The following is a 16,826-nucleotide window of genomic DNA, read 5'->3' on the forward strand; positions in this document are numbered from 1 at the left end:
CCCTCACTCCGCCTCGCACACCAACCGAAACCCCCTGAAGTCCGCCGTGAACTCCGCAGCGACGAGGTCCTGGGCGTGGATGCCGGCCAAGGTGCCGGTGAAGCGGAGGTGGGGGCCGTAGTCGTCGGAGAGGTGGGTGAAGTCGAGGGGTGGGCCGATGGGGGTGCGGTGGTTGTCGTGGAGGTACCAGAAGTGGGCGTTCGGGCCGTCGATGGTCGCGCCCAGGGTGATCGGGCGGCCCGGTTCGACCTCGACCACGGCCACCTGTCGGGCCCCGTCCTCGTCGCGTTCGAGGAGGCTCAGTACGGTGCGGCCCTCGCCCCGCCACTGCTGGCCGCGCTGCGGTTCACCCTCGGGTTCGGACCAGGTCAGGTCGAGGGTGAGGTAGGAGGAGGTGTTGTAGCGGAGGGTCAGTCCGGCGGCCTCGCCGAAGGTGCGCGGGCGGGCCTCGACGGTGACCTCCACCTCCGCGCGGTGCTCGGTGAGCCGCTGTGCCAGCAGACTCCGCTCCCACAGGGACTCGGGGCCCTGACGTCCCCGGAGCCGGATCCAGCCGGGGCGCGCGGTGGTGTCGGCCCACGACGCGTCCGGCGAGGCACGCGGGCTGCTCCACGGCCAGGTCAACGTGCCCTCCTGCGGGGCGGACACGGCGGTGGACGTCGGCCCACCGGCCGCCTCCACGCGCGGCACCTCCGCCTCCACGCGCGGCACCTCCGCCTCCACGCGCGGCACCTCCGCCTCCACGCGCGGCACCTCCACCTCCACCTCCGGATGCCAACCCCCCTGCCGCAGCCGGGGCCAGCCCTCCGTGTCCCACACCACCGCCTGGACGGCTGTCTCCCGGCCCAGTGGGCACCGTATGCCGTGCTCGGTGTGGAGGGGGCGGGCCGTGAGGTGGCTGAGGTACCAGTCGCCACTCGGGGTCTCGACCAGTTCGGCGTGTCCGGCCTTCTGGAGTGGGGACTTCGGGGCGTCCCGTGTCGTCAGCAGGGGCAGGTCGTCGAGTTCGTACGGGCCGGTCAGGGTGCGGCTGCGCGCCACCCGTACCCCGTGTTCGACGCCGGTGCCGCCCTCGGCGAGGACCAGGTAGTACCAGCCGTGCCGGGCCAGGAGCTTGGGGCCTTCGATCAGTCGGTCGTGCTGGAGGAGGAGGTGGGTGTCGCCGAGCGGGCGCAGGGTGGTGCGGTCCAGTTCGGTCAGGACGATCCCGGCGAACCGCTTGCCGCCCGGGCGGTGGTCGCTCTGCATGTTGAGCAGCCAGAGCCGGCCCTCGTGGTGGAACAGGGCGGGGTCGAAGCCGTGGCTCGCGACGCGCTGCGGAGCGGTCCAGTCGCCGTCGACCGCCGGGGCCTTGCTGACGTATGTGTCCAGATCGAAGTAGCGCGTGCCGACCGACCGGACGATCGTGTAGACCACCCAGAAGCGTTCGCCGTCCCAGCTCAGCGACGGGGCCCAGATGCCGCCCGAGTCGGGGACGCCGGCCAGTGAGCCGCCGGGGGCCGCGCCGCGTACATGGCCGGCGTACTCCCAGTGCGCCAGGTCCTTGGAACGGTGGATCGGGATCGTCGGGAACCACTCGAACGAGCTGGTCGCCACGTAGTACCACTCGCCGGCCCTGATCAGGGAGGGGTCGGGGGCGAAGCCACGGATGATCGGGTTGCGGGCCACGGTCATGCCCGGGTGCACGTCCACGACGGCACGGGTTCCGGACGCCCGTTGCCCTGCGGAGGAGCCGGTCACTTGAGCGCCCCCAGCGTCACACCGGACCGCCAGTAGCGGCGCATCGCGGTCATCATGACGGCCAGCGGGACGATGGACAGCAGCGCGCCGGTCAGGACCAGACTCGTCAGGTCGACGCCGGACTCCAGGCGTTTGCCGGTCCAGTTGTAGAGGCCGAGGTTGAGGGTCCAGTTCTCCTCGCCGCGCAGGACGGTGAGCGGGAGGAAGAACGCGTTCCAGGTGTTGACGAAGGCCAGCAGGAAGACCGTCGCGCCGCCCGTGGTCATCATCCGCAGCACGATGCTGAAGAAGATCCGCAGCTCACCGGCGCCGTCGATACGGGCCGCCTCCAGGAGTTCGAAGGGGATCGTCGCCTCGGTGTAGACCTTCGCCAAGTAGACGCTGAAGGGGTTGATGAGGCAGGGGATCAGCATCGCCCAGGGGGTGTCGACCAGGCCGATCTTCGAGAACATCAGATAGAGGGGGAGCGTGAGCAGGGCGATGGGGATCAGGAACGAGCCCACCACCGCCGCGAACACCACACCCCGGCCGGGGAAGTCGAAGCGGGCGAGGCCGTAACCGGTCGCCAGCGCGATGAGCGTGCCGCCGAGGGAGCCGACACCGGCGTACAGGAACGAGTTGGCGGTCCAGCGCAGGAAGATGCCGTCCTCGTAGGTGAAGAGCTGACGCAGGTTCTCCCAGAGGTGCATGCCGTCGAACCACAGGCCGTTGCTCTGGTACAGCCCGACCCGGTCCTTGGTGGCGGCGACGATCAGCCACCACACCGGGAACAGGCTGTAGACGCTCGCGAGGATCAGGCCGAGCAGGATGAACCGCTGGCCGCCGCGCCCGCGCGAGGCGGGGTCGGGGCCGGCGATCCGCCGTACGGGAGGCACGCCGGACCGCCCGGGTTCGCGGGCCTTCTTGGGGGACTCGGTGGTCGTGGCCATCAGTCGACCTCCTTCGAGGTCAGCCGGTAGAAGAGGAGGGAGGCGACGCCGAGGATCAGGGCGAGGAGCACCGACAGGGCGGCGGCGTAGGGGTAGTTGCCCGCGTTGAACGCCTGGTTGTAGATGATCATGATCGGGGTGAAGCTGTCGTCGACGGTCTCCGGGGTGATGTTCCGGAACAGCGCCGGCTCGTTGAAGATCTGCAGCATCTGGATGATGGACAGCAGGCCGGTCAGCACCAACGCCCCGCGTACGAACGGGATCTTGATGCTCAGCGCGATCCGGGACTCGGAGGCGCCGTCGAGGCGGGCGGCCTCGAACAGTTCGCGGGGCACGCCCTGGAGCGCCGAGTAGATGATCACCATGTTGTAGCCGATGCCGTGCCAGGTGAGCAGGTTGCCGATGGACGGCCACACCATCGAGGGCGCGAAGAAGTTCCAGTCGAACCCGAAGAGGTCGCCGATCGGGGTCAGCGGGCCCACCTCGGGGCTGTAGAGGTTGATCCACACGATCGCCGCGACCACACCCGGGATCATGTACGGGACCAGCAGCACGATACTGAAGCGGTTCGCGGCCTTCGAGGTGAGCGCGTCCAGGAACAGCGCCAGGACCAGGCTGACCAGCAGCATGAACGGGATCTGGACGCAGGCGAACAGCACCACCCGCAGGATGGAGCCCATGAACACAGAGTCCGTCAGCCCGAGTTGATAGTTCTCGAACCCGGAGAACTCCCGGGTGGCGCCGCCGAGGCCGAGCCCGGACCGCTTCTCCTGGAACAGCGACTCGTAGGCCGCGTACCCGATGGGCAGCAGATAGAGGAAGACGAATCCGAGCTGGAAGGGCACCGTGAACGCGGCGCCCTTCCAGCGCTGGGAGCGAATCATCGAAGGATGCCTCAGCCCTTGACGTTGATACCGCGCGACTTCAGGTCCTCGACCGTCCACTCCTGCATGTGCGCGAGCAGGTCGGTGACCTTCTGTTCCTTGCTGACGACCTTGCCCCACTCGCTCTGCAACTCGGTGAACATGGCGGTCCAGTTGGGGCCGTAGACCCAGTCGGCGGTGACGGTGCCCAGGCTGTCCGTGACGACCTTCTTGGCGGGCTCGTAGTGGTCGCCGAGCAGCTTCTCGGAGATCGCCTCGGCGACGTACGCGTCACTGTCGGCCAGCCCCGGCATGACACCGCTGCCGGTCTCCGGGCTCGCCATCGACTTGACCGCACCGGTGTCCGTGGACAGCCACAACGCCGCCTCGGCCGCCTGCTCCTTGTGCTCGCACTGCTCGGTGACCAGGTTCATGCCACCGCTCTGGTTGGTGCCGGCCGGCGTCTTGGCCGCCTCACCCTTGTACGTCGGCCACGGCGTGAGCGCCCACTTGCCGAAGGAGTCGGTGAAGTTCTGCACCATGCCGGACATCTGCCAGGTCGATATCTGGCGGGTGACCGTGCCGCCCTTGTCGTAGTTGCGCTGCACCGCCGCGTAGTCGGCGAAGGAGAGCTTGGAGTTGAGACCGCCGTCGATGATCCGCTGGATCACATCGGCGGCCTTCAGGCTGCCCTCGCCCTGGAAGTCCACCTTCCAGGAGTCGCCGTCGATCGCGTACCAGTGGGCCCCGGCCTGCATCGCGAGCACCTCCAGGGTGCTGGGGTCCTCACCGGCGTAGTTGGTGATGTGGATGCCGTGCTTCTTCAGGACCTTGCCGGCGGCGATGAAGTCGTCCCAGGTCGCGGGGGCCTTGAGGCCGTACTTGTCGAAGACGTCCGTGCGGTAGATCGTGAAGGCGGGCGCCGAGGCGGTGGGCACGCCGTAGACCTTGCCCTGCACCTGGACCCCGGCCCACGCACCGGCGTTGAACTTGTCCTTGCTCGACCCGACGTAGTCGGTGATGTCGGCGAGCGCGCCCTGCGACACCCAGGTCGTCACATACTCGGCGGTGTTCTGCACCAGACAGGGGGCGTTGCCCGCCTTCACCGCGTTGTTGAGCTGCTTCTGCATGGTCAACTGGTCGGTGACCTTGGTGTACTTGAGCTTGACGTCCTGGTGGGCGGCGTTGAACGCCTTGACCAGGGCTTCCTGTCCGTTGGCCCAGCCCCAGAAGGGGAGGGTGACCGGACCGGAGGCGCCGGAGGAACCGTCGTCACCCGAGTCCGAACCGCCGCACGCGGCGAGCAGACCTGTCAGCGCCACACTCGCGACGGCGACGCGGGCGAACCTTCTCCGGGGGCTGAGGGAGTTCATCGTACGGTCATCCTTCGAGACGTGGGCGAGCGCGGAAGCGGGGGAGGCGACGCGGAGCGAGGGGCGGCTCGGTGGGGCGACGACGAGCGAGGTGGACCGTCAGCTCGGGTCTCGGGGCCCCTGCGGAACGTTTGTAGAAAACGGTTGCTGTGAAACGTAGGTGGCCCGATCGGCCGACCGCAAGAGTGCGACGGGAATTTGTTGCGCCGGATTGTCGGCGGGGTTGCCGGAAGCCGTTGTCCGGCGGCGGACAGGGGGCGGGGAGTGCCCGTGTCGCGGTGAACGGCGTTCAGGCGACCCGCACCAGGTCCGTGTGCCGTACCTGGTGCGCCGGTGGCAGGCCCGAGACGAGGCGCTCCAGCTCCTCGACGACGGTACGGCCGAGGCGCTCCAGCTCGTTGCCGAGGGAACCCGCGATGTGCGGGGTGAGGAAGACGTTGGGCAGGTGGTAGAGCGGGGAGCCGACGGGCAGCGGCTCGGGTTCGGTGACGTCCAGGATCGCGCGCAGCCGGCCGGAGAGCAGCTCGTCCGTGAGGGCGTCGGGGTCGACCAGGGCGCCCCGGGAGGTGTTGATGAGGACGCCACCGTCCCTGATCAGCGCGAGTCTGCCGCGGTCGAGCATGCGGTACGTCTCGGGGATGTCGGGGGCGTGGAGGCTGACGATGTCGCTGGTGCGCAGCAGGTCCTCCAGTGTCATCGGGTCGGCGCCCAGCGCGGCGGCCCCCGCCGTGTCGACGTAGGGGTCGTACAGCGAGACGGCGAAGTCGAACGGCCTCAGCAGTTCGAGGAGTCGGCGGCCCACGCGTGAGGCCCCGATGACCCCGACCCGGCGGCCGACGTTGCCGATGGCCGCGGTCTCGGCGGGGGAGGGGTAGGTGTGGGTCCGCCGGAAGCGTTCGCGCTGGTCGAAGGTGTCCTTCCCGGACAGCAGGATCATCGCGAGGGTGTACTCGGCGACCGGCAGCGCGTTGCCGGCCACCGCGCTGGAGACGGTGACCCCGCCCTGCCACAGCGCCTCGCCGACCAGCGCGCGCACCGAGCCCGCGGCATGCAGGACCGTACGCAGCCGGGGCGCCGCCCTGAGTACGTCAGCGTCGAGATGAGGGCAGCCCCAGCCGGTGATCAGCACGTCGGCCCCGGCCAGCGCGGGAGCGGCGACGGGGTCGGCGAAGTCCCGCACGACGAACTCGGGGTCGATCTCGACCGTCCGCCGCAGCCGTGCCATGAGCGGCGGCGGGAAGAGCAGGGGCAGATGCACCGGATCCATGGCGAACACGGCGCGCGTCGACTGGGCGCTGGGCATGACTCTCCTGGAGAGCTGGGGTGGGCTGGGGGAGGGCGAGGGCGCTGTGGAACGGCGTCAGAGCCAGAAAACGTCTTCTACGGTAGGTGTGTGTTCGAGGGGCGGTCAATCACCTTGATCGGGTGTCTGCGGGTGGGGCGGGGCGGGGTAGAACATGGCCCGGCGTCATCGGTCGCCCCGCAGATGGAAGGCGAACGGTTCCCGTGTCGTTGGGGTTCGGGGCCGATGTTCCGGCCGGGCGAGTGGGCAGAGAACCAGGGCTGACCAGGGGCGACATGAAACATCTGCGCTCACCGGGTGGTCGCCGACGGGCCCCCGTGAAGCCATCCGGCCAGGCCCCGAAGGGTGCGCGGAGTTTTCGAAAACTGGTCAAGACCCTTGACGCCGTTTGCGGTCAGGAACAAGCTCTGCCCGTCGACCGGTAGAAACCGGTTGTTGCTCAACGGGTGATTGCCCCGACTCCCGTGCGCCGACCTCAGGCAGCACCGCGCCTTTCCCCAACCCACCCTGCACACAAGGACATTGCTGATGACCGACACCCAGGGCTCCGGTCTGTCCCGGCGCACCCTGCTCCAGGCCGCCGGTGTCACGGCCGCCGCGTACTCCCTGCTCGGAACGGCCACCGGCACCGCGAGCGCGGCCGGCGGACCGCGGGCCGACCGGCTGGTGGTGCACCCCGTCCCGGCCGGGCTGCCGCTGAACACCAGTTTCTCCGTCAAGGCCCGTACGCCGGGCGGCGACTGGCAGCCGGTGCCCGTCATCCGGGCCCGTACGAAGACCATCAACGAGAAGACCGGCGCGGGCGTCGTCCGCAGCTCCTCCGTCGCCAACCTCGACTTCCACGGCACGGTGGAGGTCCAGGTCACCTCCTCGAAGGGCGCCATCCCCTCGGCGCGGATCCGCCCCCTGTCGTACGCCGTCGCGCACGAGGTGAGCGGTGACACCGTCACCTTCGGCCTCACCGAGCCGCGCAATCTCTCCATCGAGATCGGCGACGCCGACGGCGGCGCGTTCGACCTCTACGACAACCTCCAGCTGCACGCCAACCCGATCGAGAAGTGGCGGCCCGAGGAGGGCGACCCGGACGTCATCTACTTCGGGCCCGGCATCCACACCGTCCCCGACAACGTGGTGAAGGTGCCCAGCGGCAAGACGGTGTACCTGGCCGGTGGCGCGGTGCTCAAGGCCCGCGTGGAGTTCAGCAACGTGGAGAACGCGCGGCTGCTCGGCCGGGGCATCATCCACGACTCGGACGCCGCGACGCTGGTGGCGTTCTCCAAGAACATCGAGATCGACGGCATCCTCGCCCTCAACCCCAAGACCGGCTACTCCTGCACCATCGGCCAGTCGCAGCAGGTCACCGTCCGTAACCTGCACTCGTACAGCTTCGGTCAGTGGGGCGACGGCATCGACGTGTTCAGCAGCGAGGACGTGCTGATCGAGGGCGTCTTCATGCGCAACAGCGACGACTGCGTCGCCATCTACGCCCACCGCTGGGACTACTACGGCGACTGCCGCAACATCACCGTCCGCGACTCCACCCTCTGGGCCGACGTCGCCCACCCCGTGAACATCGGCACGCACGGCAACCCCGAGAAGCCCGAGACCATCGAGAACATCGTCTTCAGCAATATCGACGTCCTTCAGCACCGCGAGCCGCAGGTCCTCTACCAGGGCTGCTTCGCCCTCAACCCCGGCGACAGCAACCTCATCCGCAACGTCCGTATCCAGGACGTCCGGGTGGAGGACTTCACCTGGGGCCAGCTGCTCAACATGCGGGTGATGGCCAACCGGTACAACGCCTCCCCGGGGCGCGGCATCGAGGACGTGTACGTCCGCGACCTCACGTACAACGGCACGCACGCGTCCATGGCGATCCTAACCGGCTACGACGCGGACCGCCCGATCAAGAACCTGACCTTCCAGAACCTGACGGTCAACGGCACGGTCGTGCACGACAAGATGAAGAAGCCCGGCTGGTTCCTGACGACGGACATGGTTCCGATGTTCGCCAACGAGCACGTCCAGAACCTCCGCTTCCTGGACGCCGACACGGCCGCCGCCACCACGGCCCCGGAGATCACCAGCGCCGGTGAGGTCACGGCCACGAGGAAGCGGGTCTTCAACCACCTCGTCACGGCGACCGGACTGCCCACGTCGTTCGGCGCAGAGGGCCTGCCCAAGGGCCTGAGCATCGACACGAGAACGGGCCTGATCTCCGGCGTCCCCGCCCGCCCCGGCTCCCGCACGGTCACCGTCTCGGCCACCAACAGCGCCGGTAGGGCCACGAAGTCCGTCAAGCTCATCGTGCGGCACCCGTAGGACCAGGAGACGCCTGTGCTTCCCCTCAGCGGACCGTTCCACAGACCGCTCAAGCGACGGCTCAACCGACCGCTCGACGGATCGTTCGACGGATCGTTCGACAGGCGGTCGTTCCTCGGGGCGGCCGGGTTCACGACCGTGGCCGGGGCGGGACTCCTGCCCGCCTCCGCCTCCGCCCCTGCGCCCACCTCCGCTTCCGTCACGGACGCGTGGGCGCGCTCCACCACGGCGACGCGCACCTTCAGTCACCCGGGTCTGCTGCACACCGCCGCCGACCTGGACCGGTGGAGGGCCGCCGTCGCCGCCGAGGAGTCGCCGATCCACGACGGCTACCTCGCGTTCGCGGCCCACGCCCGCTCCAAGTCCACGTACACCGTCCAGAACACGGGCCAGATCACCTCCTGGGGCCGAGGTCCCACCAACTTCCAGAACCAGGCCGTCGCCGACTCGGCCGCCGCCTACCAGAACGCGCTGATGTGGTGCGTGACGGGCGAGCGGGCCCACGCGGACAAGGCCCGGGACATCCTCGACGTCTGGTCGGCGTCCCTCACGATGATCACCGGCGCGGACGGCCCGCTCGGCGCGGGGCTGCAGGCCTTCAAGTTCGTCAACGCCGCCGAACTGCTCCGGCACACCGGCTACGACGGCTGGACGGACTCCGACATCGCCCGCTGCGAGCGGTCGTTCCTCGACGTCTGGTACCCGGCGGTGTCCGGCTACATGCTGTACGCCAACGGCAACTGGGACCTGACGGCTCTTCAGACCGTCCTGGCCATAGGCGTGTTCTGCGAGGCACCGGTCCTCTTCGAGGACGCGCTGCGGTTCGCGGCGGCGGGCGCGGGCAACGGCAGTGTGCCGGGCCGTATCGTCACCGCCGCCGGCCAGGGCCAGGAGTCCGGTCGTGACCAGGGGCACGAGCAGCTGGCCGTGGGCCTGATGGGCGACGCGGCACAGGTGGCCTGGAACCAGGGCGTCGACCTGTGGGGCTTCGACGGCCACCGTCTGCTGGCGAACGCCGAGTACGCCGCCCGCTACAACCTCGGCGGCGACGTCCCCTTCACCCCCGCCCTGGACCGCACCGGCAAGTACATCAAGAAGACCGTCTCGGCCGTGGGCCGCGGCACCCTCCCGCCGGTCTACGAGATGTACTACGCCCACTACGCCGGAGTACGCGGCCTCGACGCCCCCGCCACCGAGGCGGCCGTCTTCCGCGGCACGGCGGGCGCCCGTGCGGTCGAGGGCGGCAACGACGACCTGCCCGGCTTCGGCACCTTCGCCTACGCCGGGGCCACCGCCCCCGCCTCGACCCCCGCCCCACAACCACCGGCCGGGGTGACGGCGACGGGCGACCGCGGGGCCGTGACCGTGGCCTGGCTGCCGTCGGCGTGGGCCACCGGGTACACCGTCCGGCGGTCCACGGGTCCCGAGGGCCCGTACGAGAAGGTCGCCGCCGGGCTCGACGAGCCGACGTACACCGACACGGACGTCCGCGGGGGTCGGACGTACTACTACACCGTCGCCGCCACCAACTCGGCCGGGGCCAGCGGTAGTTCGAGTGAGGCCGCCGCCTGCGCCGGGCTGCCCGAGCCCTGGTCCAGCCTGGACCTGGGGAGCGTGAGGATCCCCGGTTCCGCCGGCTTCGACGGTGAGCGGTTCGTGCTCCGGGCGAGCGGTACGGCGGACACGTACCGCCTGGCGCATCTGCCGCTGCGGGGCGACGGCACGGTCACCGCGCGGATCGTGTGGCCGCTCAGCTCCCAGTACTCCAAGATCGGTGTCACTCTGCGCGACTCGCTCGACGCGGGCGCCGCGCACGCCTCGATGCTGGTCCAGGGGCTGCCGCTGCACACCTGGAGCGGTGTGTGGAGCGTACGGAGGGCGGCCGGGTCGGCGATCTCCGCGACCGGCAGCACACCCGTGCCGCCCACCCAGCGGCAGAGCATCACCACCTCCGCCGCGTTCCCGATCTCCAGCCTGGGCGCGCTGCCGGAGTCGGCGACACCGCTGGAGGCCCCGTACGTCGAGGGCGCGGGCGACGGCTACCGGCTGCGGGCCCCGTACTGGGTGCGGGTGAGCCGCGCGGGCCGTCGCTGCACCGGGGCGATCTCCCCGGACGGCGTCCACTGGACCGAAGTCGGCGCCACCGAGGTCGAGTTGGGGCGCACCGCGTACGCGGGGCTGGTCCTCACGTCCTGTCTGGGCGTGGCCGAGGAGTACGCCGGGACCGGCACCGGGGCCTTCGACCATGTACGGGTCGTGTCGGCGGCCCGGGGAGAGATCTGGTCGGTGGACCGCCCGGCCCGGCGGGTGACCGACCTCGGGGCCGTCGCCGGTGCCGACGCGGTCGAGCTGGCGTGGACCGATCCCGACCTCTCCGCCCGCTACCGGGTCCTGCGCGCCACCCGCGCCGACGGCCCCTACCGGGTGATCGCCACCGAGGTCGCCCCGGTCGGCTTCGGCACCCGCCTGCGGTACGCCGACGCCACCGGCAGCCCCGGCACGACGTACCACTACGCCGTCACCAAGACGAACACCGGCGGACGCGGCCCCCGCTCGAAGCCCGCCACCGCGACCATGCCGACCCCGTCCCGGCCCCAACTCGCCCCAGCGGCAGCGGCGTTCGCCAACAGGGGCAACGCCTTCCAGTACCTGATCCGTGCCTCGCACGAACCCGTACGGTTCACCGCGAGAGGACTCCCCGACGGCCTCCGCGTCGACCGGCGCACCGGCCTGATCTCCGGAACCCCCACCCGGACCGGCGAGTTCACCGTGACCACCACCGCCGGGAACGCGGCGGGCGACGGCACCGGCACCCTCACCCTGACCGTCGGCACACCCCCGCCGGCCCCCTGGACCTACGGCGACCTCGGCGACCCGGTCCTCGACACCCGGCGGTTCGGCACCCTCGGTGTGGTGGCCGTCAGCACACCCGGCAGTACCGCGTACGAGGAGGACGGGACCTTCGTCGTACGGGGCGCGGGTATCGACCTGACCGTCAACAACCAAGGGATGACAGGCCAGTTCGTACGGCGGCCGATCACCGGTGACTGCGAGGTCACCGTCCGGCTGGACTCCCGTACCGGGGCCCCCGCCGACCGGGTCGGGCTGCTGATGGCCAAGTCGCTGTCGCCGTTCGACCAGGCGGCCGGAGCGATCGTCAGCGGCGGGACCGGCGCCCAGCTCATGCTCCGTACGACGGTTGCCGGACGGTCGGCCTTCACCGGCGATGCCACGGTCACCATCCCCTGTCTGCTGCGGCTGAAGCGCGAAGGGACCCTCTTCGCCGCAGCGGTCTCCACGGACGGCGGCGTCACCTTCACCCCCCTCGCCGAGGGAGAGATCCCCGGCTTCGGTGACGCCCCGTACCACGTGGGCCTGGTGGTCTGCTCCCGCAGCCCGCTCACCCACGGCACCGCGCGATTCAGCGAGGTGAGCATCACCCCCACCTAGGCGGACCCGGACCGGCTCCGGGCCGCCGATCCCCCCATGGACGGGAGCCGCACGATGAGCCGCACTTCCCCCCACACCACTCCCAACACGACTGTGACCGAAGGCGAGTTGAGCCGCCGAGGTCTGCTCAGGACCGCCGGCGGTCTCACCGCCGCCCTCGCGCTGGGCGCCGCGTCCGCCTCCGTCGCCACGACGGCGGAGGCGGCCCCGGCCGCCTTCACCCACCCCGGCATGCTGCACGCCTACGGCGAACTCAACCGCGCCAAGGCGCGGGTGGCCGCCGGGGACGACCCGTGGCTGTCCGGCTGGAACCGCCTGACCGCCAACTCCCACTCCGCGAGCACCTGGACACCCAACCCGCAGGCCACCATCATCCGCGGAGGCACGGGCCAGAACTACGGCATCCTCTACAACGACATCCACGCGGCCTACCAGAACGCGCTGCGCTGGAAGATCGCCGGCACCACCGCGAACGGTGACGCGGCGGTCCGTATCCTCAACGCCTGGTCGTCGACGCTCACCACCGTCACCGGCAACGCCGACCGGTTCCTGGCCGCCGGGATCTACGGCTACCAGTTCGCCAACGCCGCCGAACTCATGCGCGGCTACGGCGGGTTCGACCTGGACCGGTTCAGGACGATGATGCTCAACGTCTTCTACCCGCTCAACAACCAGTTCCTGAACGGCCACAACGACGCCTGCGTCACCAACTACTGGGCCAACTGGGACCTGTGCACCATGAACTCGATCCTCGCGATCGGGATCCTGTGCGACGACGGAGCCAAGTACGACCAGGCCGTGAACTACTTCAAGACCGGCGCCGGCAACGGCTCCCTCGCCCACGCCGTCCCGTACCTCCACACCGACTCCGCCGGCCACGCCCTCGGCCAGTGGCAGGAGGCCGGCCGCGACCAGGGCCACAGCGTCATGGGCATCGGTCTGATGGGCGCCTTCTGCGAGACGGCCTGGTCCCAGGGCGACGACCTGTACGGCTACGACGGCAACCGGTTCATGAAGGGCGCCCAGTACGTCGCCAAGTACAACCTCGGGCAGGACGTCCCCTTCACCACCTACACCTGGGGCACCGGCCAGAACTGCGCCCGGCAGACCCACACCGCCGTCTCCTCCGCGAGCCGGGGCCAGCTCCGCCCGGTGTGGGACCTCGTCCACTACCACTACGCGCGGCGCCGGGGCCTGTCCGTCCCGTACATCACCGCCATGGCCGAACGGGTCCGACCCGAGGGCGGCGGCGGGGACTACGGCTCGGCCAGCGGCGGCTACGACCAGCTGGGCTTCGGCACCCTGATGTACGCCAAGTAGCCGCCGCCCCGCCCACGGGCCGCCGTCCCCCGAACGGCCGTCAAAGACCCGGCACGAACGGAATACCGCGAAGGGATGTGGTGCTCTGAGGTGAATGACGGTTCACGAGCGAGTGAGCGCGTGAGTAAGCGAGCGCGCGGGCGGGTGTGAGGAGCTGGTGCGCGATGACGGCAGACCGGCAGGGCCCCGTGGTCAGGACGCCGTACGGGGACGTACGCGGCACATACGCGTACGGGGACGGCTACGAGGACGGCATCGCGGTCTTCCGGGGCATCCCGTACGCGGCCCCTCCCTTCGGCCCCCGCCGGTTCCGCCCGCCCTCCCCGCCCGAGCCCTGGACCGGGGTGCGTGACGCCGTCGCCTTCGGGCCGACGCCTCCGAAACCGCCGTACTCGGAGGCGTTCGCCCACTATCTGTCGGACCCGGTCGTCCCGGGCGACGACTGCCTCAACCTGAACGTATGGACACCGGAGCCGGGCCGCGGGGCCCGGCTGCCGGTCCTGGTCTGGATCCACGGCGGCGCCCTCACCCGGGGCTCGTCGGCGGTCCCGGTCTACGACGGCGCCGCCTTCGCCCGTGACGGCGTGGTGCTGGTGTCCCTCAACTACCGCCTGGGTGTGGAGGGTTACGGCCTCTTCCCGGACGCCCCGCCCAATCTCGGACTGCGTGACCAGCTGGCCGCGCTGGAGTGGGTGCGGGACTCGATCGCCGGGTTCGGCGGCGATCCGGACCGGGTGACCCTGGCCGGTCAGTCGGCGGGCGCCATCAGTGTCGGCGCGCTGCTGGCCGTTCCCCGTGCGCGGGGCCTGTTCCGGCGGGCCGTGCTGCAGAGCGGGCCGCCCGAGGCCCTGGACCGGGACAAGGTGCGCCGTATGGTCCGCCGGATGGCGACCCGGCTGAAGGTCCCGGCGACCGCCGAGGCCTTCGCCGCCGTGGACCGCTCCACGCTCGTCGAGGCACAGGCCGAGGCCGGCCGGCTCAGCAGTCCGGTGCTGGGCGGCCCCGCCTTCGGCATCGTCGTCGACGGTGAGCTGCTGCCCACCGACCCGCTCCAGGCCCTGACCGAGCACGGCGCGGCCCCCGGGATCGACCTCCTGATGGGCTGGACCCGCGACGAACACCGCCTCTGGCTCGTCCCCGGCGGTCTCCAGGAACGCGTCGACCGCCTCGGCACGGTCGCCCTGGCCGGTGCCCGCGCCCGCTGCCGCTGCGGCCCCGAGGTGCCCCGCGGCTACCGCGACCTGCACCCCGACAAGGGCACCGCCGACCTGGTGGGCCGGCTCGTCACCGACCACCTCCTGCGCGTCCCCCTGCACCGGGTGGCGGAGGCCCGCCTCGGCCAGGAGCAGGCCCGGTCCTACCTCTACGAGTTCGCCTGGCCCTCCGGCATCCCCGCCCTCGGTTCCTGCCACGCCCTCGAACTCGGCTTCGTCTTCGACACCGGCGGCGCCCCCGCCTCCGCCAAGCTCGCCGGCGAGAACCCCCCACCCCACCTCGCCACCGCCCTGCACACCGCCTGGGTCCGCTTCGCGACGGACGGCGCCCCCGGCTGGCCCGCCTGGGACGCCACTCATCCGGTCCGCGTCTTCGACACACCGGACGCCACCCACGCCCCGGGTGCTATGGACGCCCCGGACGCCACGGGCGATATGGACGGCATCGGCGGCATGGACGGCCCCCGGATCGTCTTCGGCCCCTACGACCCCGAACTCGCCCTGTGGGACGCGGACGCGAGACGGCCCCGCAGGGTCCAGGGCTCGGGCACCTTCGTCACCTCCGGCGTCACGTCCGGCGGAGGCCCGCTCCCGGCGCTGCGCCGCTTCCGCCGCAGCCCGTGAGGACGGGCCCCTCCATAGCGCCGCTAACCGTGATCTGAGCCGGGGCCGGCGGCCTCGGACGGGGCTGTCCGGGGCCTGGTGTGGAGGATCTCGCGGGCCTGTTCCGCGGCGCGAGTGGTGCTCTCGCTGACGAAGTCGAGGAAGCGGGCGACGTTCTCCAGGCGGGTCGCGGCGGGCGTGCCGGCGCCCAGGACGCCCACGCCCTGCTGGGCGATCTCGACGATCTGGGCGATGGCGCGGGCGCTGGCCAGCATCGACTGGTACCAGACGTCGTCGTCGACGATGTAGCGCTCACGGCGGCGCTCGCCCTGTTCCCGGCGGATCATGCCCTGGCTGTCGAGGTACGTGATCGCCTTGGAGACGGACGCGGGGCTGACCTGGAGGCGCTGGGCCAGCTCGGACGCGGTGAGGCTGCCGGAGTCGGTGAGGGTGAGGCAGGCCATCACCCGGGCCATCATCGTGGGCATGCCCGAGGCCATCATCACGTTGGTGAACACCTCCTCGTACTCGCGTACGGCTTCGGTGTCGCGTCCGTGGGCCCGCTCGGGCGCCTGGGCCTCGCGGGGTGCGGCCGGGCGGCGGCGGTGGGTGCGGCGCTCGGTGGCGCGGTGGGCGAGGTCGGCGCGGTAGGCGGTGGGGCCGCCGTTGCGCATCACCTCACGTGTGACCGTCGATGTCGGGCGGTCCAGGCGTCTGGCGATCTCCGCGTAGGCGAGGCCGTCGGCCAGCCCCGCCGCGATCTGCTGACGCTCCTGCTGGGTGAGCCTGCCTCCCGGCATCGCTGTCTCCTTTGTGCTCCGTGGTGCGTCCACCATAGCGTTCACTCCCAGCTCATTGCAATGAATGCGATGGCGAGTGTTGCGTTAGGCTCGAAGCCGTTGCAACGATTTACTTAGTTTGACCTGCGACTATGGCGATATTGCGCAACGAGTGCGTTGCTAGATCTGTGAATGCAACGTAGCTTTTCCATTGTTCGAAACAACGAGCCGAGGAGAGCACGATGCAGAACACGACGCAGAAGTTCGCCACCACCGCCCCGATCGCCGCGGTCCTGGACATCCCCGCCGGGCGCGTGCGGTTCATCGCCGCCGACCGGGCCGACACCACGGTCGAGGTCCTGCCCGCCAACGCCACCAAGAGCCGTGACGTGCGGGCGGCGGAGGAGACCAAGGTCGAGTACGTCGACGGGGTGCTGCGGATCACGGCCCCGGAGGCGAAGAACCAGTACTTCGGCGCCTCCGGGTCCGTCGAGGTGACCGTCCAACTGCCCGCCGGCTCCCATGTCGAGGCGAAGGCGGCCGGCGTCGAACTCCGGGGCGTCGGACGGCTCGGAGACGTCGCCTTCGAGAGCGCGCAGGGCCCGGTCAAGCTCGACGAGGCCGCGAGCGTCCGCCTCAGCCTCCAGGACGGCGACATCACGATCGGCCGCCTGGCCGGGGACAGCGAGATCAGCACCCGGCAGGGCCACCTGAACATCGGCGAGGCCGTGCGCGGCACGGTCACGCTGCGCACCGAGCGGGGCGATGTCTCCATCGGCGCCGCCCATGGCGTCTCCGCCTCCCTGGACGCCGGCACCACCTACGGCCGGATCCGCAACACGCTCCGCAACAGCGACGGCGCCGCCGCCGACCTGACCATCCACGCCACCACCGCCTACGGCGACATCACCGCCGGCAGCCTCTGACCCA

The 16,826-nt window shown here is 70.6% G+C and carries 11 protein-coding genes; 5 read left to right on the forward strand and 6 right to left on the reverse strand.

Going from position 1 to position 16,826, the window contains the following annotated elements:
* Window positions 1–3 precede the first annotated feature (3 nt).
* The 5 genes from ABT147_RS04425 to ABT147_RS04445 form a co-directional block, all read right to left on the reverse strand.
* Window positions 4–1,674 carry a glycoside hydrolase family 43 protein gene (locus ABT147_RS04425; protein ID WP_351402718.1) on the reverse strand — a complete coding sequence of 557 codons (1,671 nt, stop codon included), beginning with the start codon at window positions 1,672–1,674 and terminating at the stop codon, window positions 4–6.
* Window positions 1,675–1,736: 62 nt separating this feature from the next.
* Entirely contained in the window at window positions 1,737–2,669 is a 933-nt protein-coding gene (locus ABT147_RS04430) for a carbohydrate ABC transporter permease (RefSeq protein ID WP_351402634.1), read from the reverse strand.
* Entirely contained in the window at window positions 2,669–3,553 is an 885-nt protein-coding gene (locus ABT147_RS04435) for a carbohydrate ABC transporter permease (protein ID WP_351402635.1), read from the reverse strand. The genes ABT147_RS04430 and ABT147_RS04435 overlap by 1 nt, the downstream gene beginning before the upstream one ends.
* An 11-nt stretch (window positions 3,554–3,564) precedes the next feature.
* On the reverse strand, window positions 3,565–4,905 hold the full coding sequence (locus ABT147_RS04440) for an ABC transporter substrate-binding protein (protein ID WP_351402636.1): 1,341 nt from the start codon (window positions 4,903–4,905) through the stop codon (window positions 3,565–3,567).
* A gap of 289 nt (window positions 4,906–5,194) precedes the next feature.
* On the reverse strand, window positions 5,195–6,208 hold the full coding sequence (locus ABT147_RS04445; protein ID WP_351402637.1) for a hydroxyacid dehydrogenase: 1,014 nt from the start codon (window positions 6,206–6,208) through the stop codon (window positions 5,195–5,197).
* A gap of 528 nt (window positions 6,209–6,736) precedes the next feature.
* Here ABT147_RS04445 and ABT147_RS04450 point away from each other — a divergent pair.
* The 4 genes from ABT147_RS04450 to ABT147_RS04465 all read left to right on the forward strand — a co-directional run bounded on the left by ABT147_RS04450 (window position 6,737) and on the right by ABT147_RS04465 (window position 15,138).
* Window positions 6,737–8,530, forward strand: a complete 1,794-nt coding sequence (locus ABT147_RS04450) for a putative Ig domain-containing protein (protein ID WP_351402638.1) — start codon at window positions 6,737–6,739, stop codon at window positions 8,528–8,530.
* 138 nt (window positions 8,531–8,668) lie between these two features.
* On the forward strand, window positions 8,669–11,980 hold the full coding sequence (locus tag ABT147_RS04455) for an alginate lyase family protein (RefSeq protein ID WP_502983025.1): 3,312 nt from the start codon (window positions 8,669–8,671) through the stop codon (window positions 11,978–11,980).
* A gap of 54 nt (window positions 11,981–12,034) precedes the next feature.
* Complete coding sequence (locus ABT147_RS04460; protein WP_351402639.1) at window positions 12,035–13,300, forward strand: alginate lyase family protein; 1,266 nt, start codon at window positions 12,035–12,037, stop codon at window positions 13,298–13,300.
* 164 nt (window positions 13,301–13,464) lie between these two features.
* Window positions 13,465–15,138 (forward strand): carboxylesterase/lipase family protein, encoded by a 1,674-nt coding sequence (locus tag ABT147_RS04465; protein WP_351402640.1) that lies wholly within the window; start codon window positions 13,465–13,467, stop codon window positions 15,136–15,138.
* 23 nt (window positions 15,139–15,161) lie between these two features.
* Here the strand turns inward: ABT147_RS04465 and ABT147_RS04470 are convergent, their stop codons facing one another.
* Window positions 15,162–15,917 (reverse strand): GbsR/MarR family transcriptional regulator, encoded by a 756-nt coding sequence (locus ABT147_RS04470; RefSeq protein WP_351402641.1) that lies wholly within the window; start codon window positions 15,915–15,917, stop codon window positions 15,162–15,164.
* A gap of 221 nt (window positions 15,918–16,138) precedes the next feature.
* On the opposite strand from ABT147_RS04470, the gene ABT147_RS04475 reads away from it, so the two are divergent.
* Window positions 16,139–16,822 carry a DUF4097 family beta strand repeat-containing protein gene (locus ABT147_RS04475; protein ID WP_351402642.1) on the forward strand — a complete coding sequence of 228 codons (684 nt, stop codon included), beginning with the start codon at window positions 16,139–16,141 and terminating at the stop codon, window positions 16,820–16,822.
* Window positions 16,823–16,826: the final 4 nt, after the last annotated feature.

This window comes from Streptomyces sp. NPDC001868 (assembly GCF_040297125.1).
In the GTDB taxonomy this organism is placed as follows: domain Bacteria; phylum Actinomycetota; class Actinomycetes; order Streptomycetales; family Streptomycetaceae; genus Streptomyces.

Excerpts from the sequence above, each read along its gene's own strand:
- ABT147_RS04445 (WP_351402637.1), bottom strand. The coding sequence starts at position 6,208 with ATGCCCAGCGCCCAGTCGACGCGCGCCGTGTTCGCCATGGATCCGGTG.
- ABT147_RS04475 (WP_351402642.1), top strand. The coding sequence starts at position 16,139 with ATGCAGAACACGACGCAGAAGTTCGCCACCACCGCCCCGATCGCCGCG.
- ABT147_RS04440 (WP_351402636.1), bottom strand. The coding sequence starts at position 4,905 with ATGAACTCCCTCAGCCCCCGGAGAAGGTTCGCCCGCGTCGCCGTCGCG.
- ABT147_RS04450 (WP_351402638.1), top strand. The coding sequence starts at position 6,737 with ATGACCGACACCCAGGGCTCCGGTCTGTCCCGGCGCACCCTGCTCCAG.
- ABT147_RS04430 (WP_351402634.1), bottom strand. The coding sequence starts at position 2,669 with ATGGCCACGACCACCGAGTCCCCCAAGAAGGCCCGCGAACCCGGGCGG.
- ABT147_RS04425 (WP_351402718.1), bottom strand. The coding sequence starts at position 1,674 with ATGACCGTGGCCCGCAACCCGATCATCCGTGGCTTCGCCCCCGACCCC.
- ABT147_RS04465 (WP_351402640.1), top strand. The coding sequence starts at position 13,465 with ATGACGGCAGACCGGCAGGGCCCCGTGGTCAGGACGCCGTACGGGGAC.
- ABT147_RS04435 (WP_351402635.1), bottom strand. The coding sequence starts at position 3,553 with ATGATTCGCTCCCAGCGCTGGAAGGGCGCCGCGTTCACGGTGCCCTTC.
- ABT147_RS04460 (WP_351402639.1), top strand. The coding sequence starts at position 12,035 with ATGAGCCGCACTTCCCCCCACACCACTCCCAACACGACTGTGACCGAA.
- ABT147_RS04470 (WP_351402641.1), bottom strand. The coding sequence starts at position 15,917 with ATGCCGGGAGGCAGGCTCACCCAGCAGGAGCGTCAGCAGATCGCGGCG.